A 13,450-nucleotide genomic window follows, 5' to 3' on the forward strand; every position below is an offset into this window, starting at 1 on the left:
GATGAAGCTCGCGCCCGGCGACCGGCTGATCCTCGCCAGCAAGGCGCGGCTCGTGCGCGATCGCGCCTCGGGCCGCGAGATCCTCCTCTACCCGGAGCGCGGCCTCGCGCTGAACCCGGTCGCCGCCGCTGTCGCCGTGCGCCTCGACGGCACGCGCACCGTGGGCCAGATCGCCGCCGAGATCGCGGCGTCGTTCGCCGCCGCGCCGCCGGGCGAGGTGGAGCGCGACGTGCTCGTCTTCCTGGAGCAGCTCGCCGCGCGCGGCCTGCTCGAGCGGCGCGCCGGGGACGACGCGGCGCGGACGGCCGGGGACGCCGCGCGCGCCGTCGGGGACGCCGGGCAAGACGCCGCGCGCGGCGCGCCGCCCGGGGCCGGCGCTCCCGCTCCAGGCGCCGGCGTGGCGGCGGACGCCGCGGAGCACCGCCCGTACACGCTGATCGCGGAGCTCACCTACCGCTGCCCGCTGCGGTGCCCGTACTGCTCGAACCCCGTGGAGCGCGCGGGCGCCGCCGGCGAGCTCTCGACGGAGGACTGGTGCCGCGTCTTCGCCGAGGCGGCCGAGCTCGGCGTGATGCAGGTCCACCTCACGGGCGGCGAGCCGCTCGCCCGGCGCGACCTCGAGGCGCTCGTCCGCCGCGCGCGGGAGCTCGGGCTGTACACGAACCTCATCACCTCCGGCGTCCCGCTCGCGCGCGAGCGCCTCGCCGCGCTGCGGGCGGCGGGGCTCGACAACCTCCAGCTCAGCGTCCAGGACGCCGACCGGGAGCGCGCCGACCGCATCGCCGGCCACGCGGCCTTCGACAACAAGCTCGCGGTGGCCGGGTGGGTCAAGGCCGAGGGCCTGCCGCTCACGGTCAACGTCGTGCTGCACCGCGCGAACATCGAGAATGTCCCGGCGATCGTCGACCTCGCCGAGCGGCTCGGGGCCGACCGCCTCGAGCTCGCGAACACGCAGTACCTCGGCTGGGCGCTCGCGAACCGCGAGGCGCTCCTGCCGACGCGGGACCAGCTCGAGCGCGCGTTCGCCGTCGCCTCGGCGGCGCGCGAGCGGCTGCTCGGGCGGATGGAGATGGTCTTCGTCACGCCGGACTACTACGCCGCCTGGCCGCGGGCGTGCATGGACGGCTGGGCGCGCCGCTACCTGCACGTCGCGCCGGACGGCCTGGTGCTGCCCTGCCACGCGGCGCACACGATCCCCGGGCTGCGCTTCGAGAGCGCGCGCGAGCGGTCGCTCGCCTGGATCTGGCGCGAGGCGCCGGGCATGAACCGCTTCCGCGGCGACGCGTGGATGCCGCCGCCCTGCCAGGGCTGCGATCGCCGCGCTGTCGATTTCGGCGGCTGCCGCTGCCAGGCCTACCACCTCACCGGCGACGCCGCCGCGACGGACCCGGCCTGCTCCCTCGCGCCGGCGCACGGCATCGTCGAGGAGGCCCGGCTCCGCGCCGCCGCCCCCGCGAGGCCCGAGCCTCGCTACCTCTACCGCAGCATGCCCCGTTGAGCGCCCCCGCGCCCAGGCCGTACGCGGTGCTCGGCGTCGTCGCCGTCGGCACCCTGATGTCCGCGCTCGGCGGCAGCCTCATCCACGTCGCGGTGCCGCTCGTCCGCCGGGATCTCGGGGTCGACATCGGCGCCGCGAGCTGGGTGCTCGCCGCCTACTCGCTCTCCGTGAGCGCGCTGCTCCTGCCGTTCGGCCGGCTCGGCGATCGCCACGGCAAGGGGCGCGTGTACGCCGTGGGGTTCGGCGTCTTCGGCGCGGGCTCGGCGCTCTCCGCGCTCGCGCCCACGCTGGCGTCGCTCCTCGCGGCGCGCGCCCTCCAGGGGGCGGGGGCGGCCATGCTGATGGCGAACGGTCCGGCGCTCACCACGGCCGCGTTCCCGCCGACGCAGCGCGGCCGCGCGCTCGGCCTGCAGGCGACGGCGACGTACCTGGGCCTCTCCCTGGGGCCCTCGATTGGCGGCTGGCTCGCGCAGCGCGCCGGCTGGCACGCGGCCTTCTGGATCAACGTGCCGATCGCGCTGGCGGGCGCGCTCCTCGCCCGGTCGCTCGTCTGGCGCGGAGCGGCCGCCGCCGTGACCGTCGCCGTGGCCGGCCCGCCCCCTGACGGTCGGGGCGGGGAGGGCTCGCTGTCGACGGCCCCGGCCCGGGACCCGGCGGCGGCCGCGCCCGCGCCCGGCGCGCGGCCCTTCCCGTGGGCGAGCGCGCTCCTCTTCGGCGCGGCGCTGAGCGCGCTCCTCGTCGCGCTCACGCGCGGGCAGCGCTGGGGTGTCCTGAGCCCCGCGACAGTCGGCCTCCTCGCCGTCGGGGCCGCCCTCGCCGCGGCGTTCGTGCGGTCGGAGCGGCGGAGCCCGGCCCCGCTGCTCTCGGCCGCGCTCCTCGCGCAGCCGGCGCTCGTGGCCGGGCTCGCCGCCGCCTTTCTCCAGTACGCGGCGGCGTACATGATGCTGTTCCTGCTGCCTTTCTACCTGCAGGGGCCGCTCGCGATGACAGCGGCGGACGCGGGCCTCGTGATGACCGTGCAGCCGGCGGTGATGGCGGCGACCACCGCCGCGAGCGGCTGGCTCTCGGACCGCATCGGCGCGCGCGCGCCGGCGCTCGCGGGCATGACGGCGCTCGCCGTGGGCCTCGCGCGCCTGGCCACGCTCGGCCCCGACCCCGGGCGCGCCAGCCTGCTCGCCGCGCTCGCGCTCGTCGGGCTCGGCTCGGGGCTGTTCACCGCGCCGAACAGCAGCCGCATCCTGGGCGCGGCGCCGCGCGATCAGCAGGGCACCGCGGCGGGCCTGCTCGCCGAGGCGCGCAACGTGGGGATGCTGTGCGGCGTGGCCGCCGCCGGGGCGATCTTCGCGGCGCTCGGCGGCGGGCGGCCGGGCGAGGCGGCGGCGGGCGACGGATTCAGCGCGTTCGGCGCGGCGTTCCGGGGGACGATGCTCGCGGCGTCGGCCCTCGCGGTCCTCGGGGCGGGCGTGACGGCGGCGGGGTCGCCCCCGCGCGGGAGGGCGGCGCCGCCGCGATAGCGCGGCCTCGCCGTCCCGCGCCGGGGCGGCGCGGGGCAGGAGCATCGGGTCGCCTGGAACAACGCCCTGTCGCCCGGCGGCAGGTCCCGCAGTTGGGGCTTGACGTCTCCGAAGCGTTTGGATTTGCTGCTCCGCCAGCGAGAGCGCGCCCCATGCCTGAATCCAGCGGGAAATCCGAGAGGGGCTTCGCTCGTTTGCTGCGCGAGCCGGTCGTCCATTTCCTCTTCATCGGCGCGCTGTTGTTCCTCGCCCACCGGCTCATCGTCGGCGATCCGAGGGTCGTCGTCGTCAGCGCGGGGCTGACGGCGGACCTGGAACGGCAGCTCCGCGATCAGACGGGGCGGGCGCCGACCGAGGCGGAGCTGAAGGCGGCGCTCGACAGGTGGAAGCAGGAAGAGGTGCTCTATCGTGAGGCGCTGCGGGAGGGGCTCGACCAGCAGGATGCGACGGTGAGGACCGTGCTGGCGGACAAGCTGCGGGCACGGGCGGCTCAGCAAATGGCCGCGCGGAGGCCGACGGACGCAGAGCTGGACGCGTGGTTGGCCTCTCACCGGAGCCGGTACGAAGCGCCGCTGCGGTACGATTTCCACATCGTGGCTTTTCCCAGGAGCGACCCGGCTGCAGAGCAGCAGCGCTCGACGTACCGACGCGCGCTGGCCGACGGCGCAGACCCGAGGACGCTCGGTCGTCCGATCGTGGGTGGCAACCTCACCCGCGATGAGCTCGCAGCCAGGTTCGGACCTGCGGTCTCCGAGGGCATCGGCAAGTCGCCGCTCGCCTCGTGGCAGGCCCTGGAGACCGACGACAGCCTGCTGCTCGTGCGGGTCAACGGGACGAGCGGGGGGCTGCCCAGCCGCGAGGAAATACGCCCGATCCTCACCGCGGATTGGGTCGCCGCGATGAAGAAGCAGGCAGCCGACGAGTTCGCCGAGAGCGTCCTCGCGCGGTACAGATTCGAGAAGACGCCTTGACCCGTCTGTCCCTGCACCGACTGGCGTGGTCCCTGCCTCTCTTGCTGGCCGTCTCTCTGGCGCCCACCCCCGCTGCTGGCCACGAGCTCAATTCAGCGTCTCTGTCGCTGACGGAGGTGGAAGGGCAGGACGGGCGGTTCCTCATGCGCTGGGAGGCGAGCTCGTCCACGCTCAGATCCGAGCTCGCGACGCCCGCTGTGTTCCCCCCGGCGTGCAAGCTCGACGGGGCATTTCTCGACTGCGGTGACGCCGGCCTTGTCGGCACCATCGAGCTTCCCTGGCTCGAGGGGACCGAGACCAGCGTGATGCTGGTGATCGAGTGGCGGAGCGGAAGCCGGCTTGTGCGGGTGTTGACCGGCAGCGACCCGAGCCTTCCGGTGTACGGTATTCCCTCTTCCGCCGGGCTTCGCGGGCTGAGGCCGATCGTCGTCGATTACACGCGGCTCGGCGTCGATCACATCCTGACCGGGTTCGACCACCTTCTCTTCGTCGTTGCGCTCACGCTCCTCGTGCGCGGCGGCAGGAGGCTGATCGGCGCCGTCACGGCCTTCACTGTCGCGCACAGCCTGACCCTGGCCTGCGCCGTGTTCGGCTGGTTGACGTTGCCGGCCCCCCCTGTCGAAGCGGCCATCGCGCTCTCGATCGTCCTTGTCTGCGGCGAGTGCATACGGCCGACCGACTCGCTTGCTCGCCGGGCCCCATGGGCGGTCACGTTCGCCTTCGGGCTCCTTCACGGGCTCGGATTCGCGTCATCGCTGCTCGACATCGGACTGCCGGAGAGGCATGTACCGGCTGCGCTCTTGTTCTTCAACGTGGGCGTCGAGATCGGTCAGCTCGGCGTGATCGCGCTGGTGGTCGCGCTGCACCTCCTTGCCGAGCGAGCCTCGATGCAACCGGCGAAGGTGCAGCGCGGTCTGGTGTATGCGATGGGCGGAATGGCAGGCTACTGGTCGATCGAGCGCATCGTGGCCGCGCTGACGGGCCCCAGCGTGTAACCAGCTCCGCAGTCTTTGGGGCGCGGCCTGCCGCCGCGGGTCCGGCCGTCGACCGGGAGCGTGCCGCGAGACGCACGGGCGCCGCATGGGCGCGCCGTCCTGGCGCGGACGGGGGTGGGAGCGGGGGCCGCCCGAAGCCGCGCCGGGGACGGCGCGGCACCTCGGGCGGCTCGCGTCAGGGCGAGAGCGTGACGGACTTCGGATCGAGCGCCACTTCGTAGTAGCCGCGCGGATTCCAGGGGAGCGGGACGCCGTTCTGCTTGAGCGTGCCGCCGGTGACCGTCACGCGCACATACTTGCCCGGCGGGAAGTGGTCGGGGAGCTGCCAGTTGTAGGTCGTTTCGCCGCCGGACATCATGGTGGTGCCGGAGGTGACCGCCTTCTGACCGCGCCAGTAGGCGCCGACGTTCTCCATGGTGCCGATCCACACGTCGCCGAAATCCTTGACGTGCTTGACGTGATCGACGAACGCCTGGAGCGGTATGGGCTGATACGCGCTGTCGCTCCCGCCGGTGAAGCCGTGGATGCAGAAGGTGCGCCACTTCTTGGCGGTCCGCGCGCTCGTGACCTGCTCGTCCATCACCGCCGTGGAGGCGCCGGTCGGGGGAATGAAGGTGGGGAGCGTGAACGGATCGGTCGAGTCGTTCGGGCTGATCAGGTTGTTGGACACGCCGCGATTGATCATGAAGCGCGTCCGGGCGATGCCCGTGTACACCGACGCGCCGTTCGGCGCCGCCATCGTCCACGGCGTGAGGTCGAACTTCTCCCGGAGCCACTGCGTCGCGGCGTCCGTATCGGAGCCGCTGTCGTTGCTCGAGTGGCTCTTCGTGTGGTTGGCGAGCTCGTGCCCGTCGTCCAGCGCCCTTTGCCACACCGGATCGTTGGCTTCGGCCCTGCCGGTCCAGACGTAGAAGGTGAACGGCACGCCGAGCCCCTTCAGCGTCTCGTAGTTCTGGATCTGGCTCGAGTTCACGTCGTCGAACGTGTACGTCACGGCCCCCGAGAAGCCGGCCCAGTCGATGACCTTGAACCCGCCCGCCGCGCCGGACGGCTTCGCGACGTTGGCGGCGCCGGGGGGCGTCGGGAGGCCGGAGTCGACAGGCGGCACGCCGCCGCCCGAGCCTCCACCGCCCGTCGCGACGTCACCGCCGCCGCCGCCGTCGCCGCTGCCACCGTCGCCGCCGCCGCTGGCGCTGCTCGATGCGTCGGGGCCCCCGGTCGATGTCGAGGTGCTGCCGCTCGCAGGGCCGGATGTGGCGCTCCCCGTCGTGCTGCTGGCTTCCGTGGTCGAACCGCCACCGCTGCCGCCGGAGCCAGCCCCGCCATCCCCGTCATCGCCGCAGCCGCTGACGTGCAGCGCGCCGAGCAACACCAGGGAACCGAGCGCGAGTGACGATGATGCAGGAAAATTCCCGAGAAGGCGTAATCGCGAAAGCTTTGACATGGTGACAAATATTCCCACAAACCACGTGGATGATCACCATCTATGCAAACTAACGCATCGCGTCGGTATCTCGTGGACGGGGGGTTGGGAGCGAGCGCTGCATCGACGGGGTGCCCCGTCGAATTTTCCTGGTGACCCGGCGATCGCCGGGCCGCGGCAGCGCGTGCTCGCCGCGTCGCCAGGACGCAAGCGCGTTCGGCGGGGCGACGTCGAGCCGCCGCCGCTCGCGGTTCCGAGGAGGGGACTAACGGCCCATCAGGGCGTCCATCACCTTGTTGTACGTCTCTTTCTTCTGGTACTGGTCATTGAAGAGCAGAGACTGAGAGCTCTGCCCGTTGCAGAGCGCCCCGCTCCAGGAGTTGAGCCACGACCTGCCGTCGTTGATCCCCCAGAAGGTGATGGCGGTGCACTCCGGCATCACGAAGCAGGCCTCGACGATGTCGTGATAGTACTCGAGCTGCTCCTCTGCGGTGACCTGGTTGCTGCAACGGTTGATGTCCATCTCCGAGATCAGCACTTCCAGGCCCAGATCGGCGAACCGCCTCAGGTTTGCCGCCACGTCCGCTCCGCCGGCTTCGTTGTTCGGGGGGCCGATGTGCATCTGGAACCCGACGCCGTCGATCGGGACTCCGCGCTCGACCATCCCTTTGATCATCTCGTAGACGAAGTCGGCCTTGTCGTTGAGCGCGTCGATGCTGTAGTCGTTGTAGTAGAGCTTGGCGTTCGGGTCTTGCTCTCTCGCGATCTGGAAGGCGAGGTCGATGAACCGCTCCCCGAGCGCGTTGAAGAACACCGAGGGCCTCATGCGGGGATTGCCGACGCCGGTGTCGCTGTTGGTGATGACCGCTTCGTTGACCACGTCCCAGGTGTCGATGCGGTCCTTGAAGTGGCCCATCACGTTCTCGATGTGCCTGCGGATGGCCTGCTCCACCTGCGTCGCCCCGCTCAGGGAGTTCGCCCATCCCGGAAGCTGGTTGTGCCACACCAGGGTGTGACCCTTGACCTTCATGTTGTTGCTGCGCGCCCAGTTCACGATGTTGTCCGCGGCGCCCCAGCTGAACTGCCCAGGATTGGGCTCCAGCGCGTCCCACTTCATCTCGTTCTCGGCGGTCACATAGCTGTGCTCGGCCGCAGCAACGCGCTTGTAGTCTCCATTGTTGAGACCACCGCCAGAGATGGCCGCGCCGATCAGGATGGGCGGGTTCGCCTTCTCACCGGCCTCCCTGAGGGTGCTGGCGCTCGCAGCAGGCGTCCTGACGGCCATGCCGCCGCCGGTGCCGCCGGTGCCGCTCGTCGAGGAGGTGGCGTCGCCCGTCGAGGAGGTGGCGTCGCCCGTCGAGGCGCTGGTGCTGCCCGTCGCGCTGCCCGTGGCGCTCGTCGAGGCGTCGGTGCCGCCCGTCGAGGTGCTGGTGGTGCCGCCCGTCGCGCCACCCGTGCCGCCCGTCGCGCCCTGGCCGCCGGTCCCTCCCGCCCCGCCGTCGCCACCGTCCGAGCAGCCGATGGCACACAGGAATGCCGAGAGTAGAAGGGTAAAGGGTGCTGACCTCATGTTCGCGTCCTCCGGAGAAAAAGGGGTCGCCCTAATTCCCGCGAAACGGCGCATTTATCAAGAAAAAAAGGACTCCTTACTAAGCTAATTCACGCAGAGCGGCGCCTTGTCATCACCGGGGCCACACCGCGCGCGGGCGGGCACTCGAGGTGGTGCCGCAGCGGCAGCGGATCGGCCGCTGTCACCTGGCCCACAGCGTCACGATGCGATGCCGAGAGACATCGGTCCCCGGCAAACAATTCAGTCTCGACACAGAACTTTATTCTGGCGAGAGTGTGCGTCCCAGGCGGACGGGTAGGACGCCCGACGCCTGGCTCTCCGCTGTCCACAGCTCGGCGCGCAGGCCTGCTCGACGTCCTCCGCCGCGGTGCGCTGTGGGGGTCGATGGGACACAGGCTGGATGACCGGTCGAAGACAGCGCGTCCGCCGTCCCCTCACCAGCGGAGCTCGGCCGGCAGGAACTCCGCGATCAGGTCCTCGTAGAACGGCTTCAGCCGCTCCACGTCGGGCGGGGCGTCGGCCTTCGAGTAGAGATCGTAGGGGTTGAACCGCCGCACCCACTCCATCATCCGCCGATCCTGCTCGTTCATCAGATGTCCGTACGCGCCCTCGCGGTGCGCCGCGTAGAACGAGTGATATCGGATCATGGCGAGCGCCTCGAGCGGCAGGTGGTCCTTCACCACATGATACAGGTACTCGTCGTGCCCCCACGACATGTGCACCTGGGAGAGCCCGGCGCCCTCCTCGTAGATCCCGCACGGCGTCTGGTACGCCGGGTTCGCCGTGTCCGGATTCCGCGCGAAGAGCTCGGGGAAGACGATCCGGTCCGAGGTAGCACAGCCCACCGGGAAGGTGTCGCCGACAACAGCCCACTGCGGCTCGCCCCACGTGCACAGGATCTTCCCGGCGTCGTGGATCAGCGCGGTCAGCACGAACCACCGCGGCTGCCCGTCCCGCCGCGCCGCCTCCGCGGACTGGAGCGCGTGCGCGATCTGCGACAGCTCCGTGTCCGGATCGCTGTCGTCGACCACCCGATCGAGCAGCTCGAGCGCCTCCCACATGCCCATCCGGCGCCTGTCGAGGCCGAGGTACTGCCGCTCTTTCTCCTGCACGAAGGCCAGCGTCTGCCCCTCGTGGTTCAGCCGGTAAAGCTCCTTCACGCCCGGCCTCGCCTCGGCGCCGTAGTCGCGGAACGGTGAGGCTCCCTGCGTTCCCGCTGCTCCGGGCGCGGCGCTCCCCTCGACGCCCGACGTGTGCTCATGTTGCTCGCTCATCGCCTCGGCGCTTAGCGCGCCATACAGCCCAGCGCCAGCGCCCGATCGAGACCTCGCGAGCCGCGTGCCCGCGTGGAGCGGCGCTAGCGCGCGCCCTGGAGCTCGCCGAGGATCACCTCATCGGCGTGGACCGTTGTCTTGCCCTCCTCGATCAGGGTCTTGAGGCGCGCGAGGTCCGCATCCATCGCGCGCTCCGGATCGGGGCCGAAGAGCGTCGCGACGGCGCCCGCGGGCGGGGTGTACGAAAGCCCGATGTCGAGGCGGGTGCCCTCGGGGGCCTCCGCGAGCCGCACGATGCCCTCGCTCTCGATGGCCTCGCCGGGCAAGCTCCGCCAGGCGACGACCTCGTTGGGCACGAGCTGCGTCAGCTCGGCGTCCCAGGACACAGGCATGCCCGCCGGGCCCACGGCGGTCCAGCGCATCCGGCCGTCGCCCATCGTCTCCACCTGGCGCAGGTGCGACATGAACCGAGGGAAGCTCTCGAACTGGATGAACGACAGGAACACGTGCCGGATCGGCGCGCGCACCGTGAGCGTCCTGCGGAAGACCACGACCGGGCGGGCCGCGCCGACGCCGAGCGCGCCCCTGGCCGGGCGGTCGCCCGGGCTGTCGCTGGTCTCCCGGAGCAGCAGCGCGGCGCCGGCCACGCCGAGCAGGACCCCGAGCGGACCGCGGCGCCTGATCGCGTAGCCCACGAGCCCCAGGCCGAGCGCGCCCATCAGCCAGCGCGCGGCGGGCGACCCGCTCGCCCTGGTGAGATCGGGCCGCTCGCCGGTCGGAGGGAGGTCGCGGGTGGACTCGTCGAGCAGCGCGCCCGTGCGATGCGCGAGGCCCACGGCCTTGTCGACGGCGCTCGCCCGGCGTCGCGCGCCGCCCTCGGGGTCGAGCGTGTACATCAGGCCGGCGCCGAGGCCGAGCGCGGCCGCGACGGCGGCCGCATCGCCGAGCTCGCGCCGCCTGCGTAGACCCACCGATCGCAGCACCTTGTCGAAGACGTTCATCGTGGTTCTCCTCCGTACCTCGCCCGGTTGCGGCCCCGGGATGAGACCCGCCTCCGCGCGCCGTGAAAGCTCGAAGCCCGGCACCGCAGGGCAGATGGGCCCGTCGCCCCGTAGCCGACACCCAGGCTCATGCGGATTGAGCGGTCGGGTTGGGCCTTATGCGGCGCGCGGCGCTCGAGGGCACGAGCTCCGGAGGCGGCGCGCGCCTGCTCCTGCGCCTGTCAGCGCCGCAGGACGGCGGCCATGCGGCCGGAGACCGTGGTGCCGCTCAGGACCACGGCCGACCCCAGCGTGAGCAGGCCGACGAGCGTGAGCACCACCGGATCGATGCCGACGAGCGCGAGGATGCCGAGCACGACAGCGCCGGCGCCGACGAGCGTCTGCAGGCCGGAGGCGGCCACGGACGCCTGGCGGGAGGCGTCGCCGAGGCGCTCGTGCGCGCCCGGCACGTCGAGCGCGCCGAGGTCGGCCGTCGCGCCGCCGCCGAGCAGGAGCGCGCCGCCGAAGACGATCACCGCCACCGGGAGGAGCACCGGCGCGGCGATGCCGACGAGGGCGAGGATGCCGAGCACGACGCCCGCCGCGCCGCCGATGAGCTCCGCGCCGGTGCCGCCGCCGAGCTCGGCGCGCGTGTCCCACCCGACGGAGAGATCGCGGAGGCGCGCGGCGACCGCGCTGCCGTGCGCGAGCAGCGCGATGCCGAGGGCGATCGTGGCGATCGGGATGAGGTAGCCCTGCATCGTGCCCGTCAGCGCGAGGATCGCCAGGACCACGGTCGCCGCCCCGCACGCCACCTCGGCCAGCGAGCCGCCGAGCAAGACCCTGGGTGACGACCTGTCCCGCTCCGAGGTCAGGCGGGCGCTCGGTATCGTCTTCGTCCCGGCGTCCTCGTTCCGTGCGAACCGTTCACGATCCTCGGGTCCCATCGTCGCCATGATTCCCCCCTTCTCGCGTCGACGCGCTTGCAAGGCGCGACGCGCGTTCGCGCTCATCGCTGCATCGGGTGCGCCACGCGCGCCGGGCGCCTCTGCCGGGCGCGTCTGCCGGGCGCCTCTGCCGGGCGGCGCTCACTTCGCGGGCGTCGTCGGCTTCATCGTGGCGGTGCCGCCCACCGCGTCGATGCGCTGCTCGAGCTCGCTCAGCTTCTTGTCGATGTCGGCCTTCGCCGAGCTCCAGGGCTGCTTCGTGTCCTTGCTGAGCTCGTCCAGGGTCCCGATCACCTCGCGGTGCTTCGCCTCGATGTCCTGCAGCCCCTGGTCGACGGGGCCCCGATCCGCCGCGGGCATTGTCGGGGCCTGCGCCCTCAGCTCCGCCGCCCGCAGCTCCAGGAGCCGAGCCCGCTTGCGCGCATACTCGATGTACTCCTCCTTCGTGTCTTGCTGCGCGCTCTTGAGCGCCTCCTGGAGCTCCCGGCGCTCCTCGGCCACGTCCTTCTGCGCGCCGGCCTTCTCCTCCCCGGCCTTCTTCCTGGCGTCGGCGATCTTCTGATCGGCCTCGCGGCGCGCCTCGGCGACCTTCCGATCCGCCTCACGCTGGATGCGGGCGGTCTCCTCCTGCGACTCCTTGCCGGCCTGCACGACGTCCTCTCCGGGGTTCCTGTCACAGGCGGCCACGAGCGCGGCGGCGGCCATCGCGGCGAGCAATGATGCGGTCCTGTGGAACATCACGAGTCCTCCTTTTCTGGATCCAGGGTTGCTTCAACCACGCTCGAGCCGATGTGTGCATGATGGCAGCCGCCCGAGCTGAGAGGCTGCGGTGCCCTGCTCATGAAGGCACACGAAAGTCGCATGCAAATTCACGCCCTGAGCGCGTCGCGCGGGCGAACGAGGCCGGCGCCGGGCCGGTCGGGGCTCGAGCTCAGCGGCCGCCTGGCCCAGGAAGCGGTCTCTTCAGCCATCGCCTGATGCGTGCGTTCATCCGCGCTCGGGTCGATCCCGGCGTGCAATAAGGCATGTTCCTCATTGCGAGTCATGGCGGTGCGCTCCACCGTAGCGGTCCGCGCGACGGGCTGAGCGTGCTGTTCGCCGTCGCAGAGCCGTCGCGAAGACGCCGCATTTTCGTGGCTGAACAACGCTGGCAAGGAGCTGTGACATGCGAGATCGATTCGGCAGGGACATCAATTACGGACAGGGCGATCGCGACTGGGATCGATGGGACCGGGACGAGGGCCACGACCGCGACCACGGGCGTACGACGCAGCGCGGCCACGGTGACTACACGCTTGATGAGGGCCGCTTCGCTGCTGGACGCGAGCGCGGTCAAGGCGAGCACGACCGTGGCTTCAGCGGCTACGGCCGCGACGAGAACCGCGGTTACGGCGGCTACGGCCGAGAGCCGGAGCGCGGCTACGGCGACCACGGCCGAGAGCCGGAGCGCGGCTTCAGCGGCTACGGCCGCGACGAGAACCGCGGTTACGGGCGGGACTACGGCCGAGAGCCGGAGCGCGGTTACGGGCGGGACTACGGCCGAGAGCCGGAGCGCGGTTACGGGCGGGACTACGGCCGAGAGCCGGAGCGCGGCTTTGGCGGCTATGGCCGAGAGCCGGAGCGCGGTTACGGACGGGACTACGGCCGAGAGCCGGAGCGCGGCTTTGGCGGCTACGGCCGAGAGCCGGAGCGCGGCTGGGGCCGCGACCAGGACCGTGGCTTCGGTCAGGGGTTCGTTCGCGACGTGCGCGACGCGGGCCGCTCTGCGATGCAGAGCGTCAGCGGCGCGCTGAGCAGCGCCGGTGACCGCGTGCGCAGCGCGCTCGGCCGTGGACCCAAGGGCTACAGGCGCTCCGACAGCCGCATCCTCGAGGACATCTGTGAGATGCTCGCGGATCGCGACGACATCGATGCCGGCGAGGTGACCGTGCGCGTGCAGGACTGCGAGGTCACGCTCGAGGGCACGGTGAACGAGCGCCACCACAAGCGCATCATCGAGCAGATCGCCGAGAGCGCGCGCGGCGTCGAGGACGTCCACAACCAGATCCGCGTCCAGCGTCCTGGCGCGACGACGACCGCCGCCCCGGCGATCGGCACGATGGGCACGGGCACGGCGTCCACGGCCGGCACCACCGGCGCGCAGCAGACAACGCCTCGCGGGATGGCGAACGACGTGGCGCGCCGCTGAACCTGCAAGTCGACGCGGTTCGCGCCCCTCGACCTCGTGCGGGCCGCGAACGTGCGATCCGTTGTCGCGATGCGACACGATGTCGCAGCG

The 13,450-nt window shown here is 71.8% G+C and carries 11 protein-coding genes; 5 read left to right on the forward strand and 6 right to left on the reverse strand.

Features of this window, described 5'->3' with window-relative positions; all coding sequences use genetic code 11:
- Position 1 precedes the first annotated feature (1 nt).
- From pqqE to WMF42_RS16345, 4 genes are all read left to right on the forward strand, one after another.
- Positions 2 to 1,498 (forward strand): pyrroloquinoline quinone biosynthesis protein PqqE, encoded by a 1,497-nt coding sequence (gene pqqE, locus WMF42_RS16330; protein WP_437692952.1) that lies wholly within the window; start codon positions 2 to 4, stop codon positions 1,496 to 1,498.
- Positions 1,495 to 3,012, forward strand: a complete 1,518-nt coding sequence (locus WMF42_RS16335; protein ID WP_437692954.1) for an MFS transporter — start codon at positions 1,495 to 1,497, stop codon at positions 3,010 to 3,012. The genes pqqE and WMF42_RS16335 overlap by 4 nt, the downstream gene beginning before the upstream one ends.
- 152 nt (positions 3,013 to 3,164) lie before the next feature.
- Positions 3,165 to 3,983, forward strand: a complete 819-nt coding sequence (locus WMF42_RS16340; protein WP_437692956.1) for a hypothetical protein — start codon at positions 3,165 to 3,167, stop codon at positions 3,981 to 3,983.
- 305 nt (positions 3,984 to 4,288) lie between these two features.
- Positions 4,289 to 4,978 carry a HupE/UreJ family protein gene (locus WMF42_RS16345; RefSeq protein WP_437694292.1) on the forward strand — a complete coding sequence of 230 codons (690 nt, stop codon included), beginning with the start codon at positions 4,289 to 4,291 and terminating at the stop codon, positions 4,976 to 4,978.
- Between the two features lie 175 nt (positions 4,979 to 5,153).
- On the opposite strand, the gene WMF42_RS16350 is transcribed toward WMF42_RS16345, so the two are convergent.
- From WMF42_RS16350 to WMF42_RS16375, 6 genes are all read right to left on the reverse strand, one after another.
- Positions 5,154 to 6,350 (reverse strand): polysaccharide deacetylase family protein, encoded by a 1,197-nt coding sequence (locus tag WMF42_RS16350; protein WP_437692957.1) that lies wholly within the window; start codon positions 6,348 to 6,350, stop codon positions 5,154 to 5,156.
- A 316-nt stretch (positions 6,351 to 6,666) separates the two neighbouring features.
- A complete protein-coding gene (locus WMF42_RS16355; RefSeq protein ID WP_437692959.1) occupies positions 6,667 to 7,971 on the reverse strand; it encodes an endo-1,4-beta-xylanase in 1,305 nt (434 codons plus the stop codon).
- A 434-nt stretch (positions 7,972 to 8,405) separates the two neighbouring features.
- Entirely contained in the window at positions 8,406 to 9,245 is an 840-nt protein-coding gene (locus WMF42_RS16360; protein ID WP_061609714.1) for an inositol oxygenase family protein, read from the reverse strand.
- Positions 9,246 to 9,328: 83 nt separating this feature from the next.
- Positions 9,329 to 10,246 (reverse strand): SRPBCC family protein, encoded by a 918-nt coding sequence (locus tag WMF42_RS16365; RefSeq protein ID WP_437692961.1) that lies wholly within the window; start codon positions 10,244 to 10,246, stop codon positions 9,329 to 9,331.
- Between the two features lie 221 nt (positions 10,247 to 10,467).
- Positions 10,468 to 11,181, reverse strand: coding sequence for a hypothetical protein (locus WMF42_RS16370; protein WP_155798585.1), 714 nt, complete (start codon positions 11,179 to 11,181; stop codon positions 10,468 to 10,470).
- A gap of 132 nt (positions 11,182 to 11,313) precedes the next feature.
- Positions 11,314 to 11,910 carry a hypothetical protein gene (locus tag WMF42_RS16375; protein ID WP_155798584.1) on the reverse strand — a complete coding sequence of 199 codons (597 nt, stop codon included), beginning with the start codon at positions 11,908 to 11,910 and terminating at the stop codon, positions 11,314 to 11,316.
- Positions 11,911 to 12,337: 427 nt separating this feature from the next.
- On the opposite strand from WMF42_RS16375, the gene WMF42_RS16380 reads away from it, so the two are divergent.
- Complete coding sequence (locus WMF42_RS16380; protein WP_437692964.1) at positions 12,338 to 13,360, forward strand: BON domain-containing protein; 1,023 nt, start codon at positions 12,338 to 12,340, stop codon at positions 13,358 to 13,360.
- The last annotated feature ends 90 nt before the right edge of the window (positions 13,361 to 13,450 follow it).

It is taken from the genome of Sorangium sp. So ce176 (assembly GCF_051519835.1).
GTDB classification, from domain to species: domain Bacteria; phylum Myxococcota_A; class Polyangia; order Polyangiales; family Polyangiaceae; genus Sorangium; species Sorangium cellulosum_G.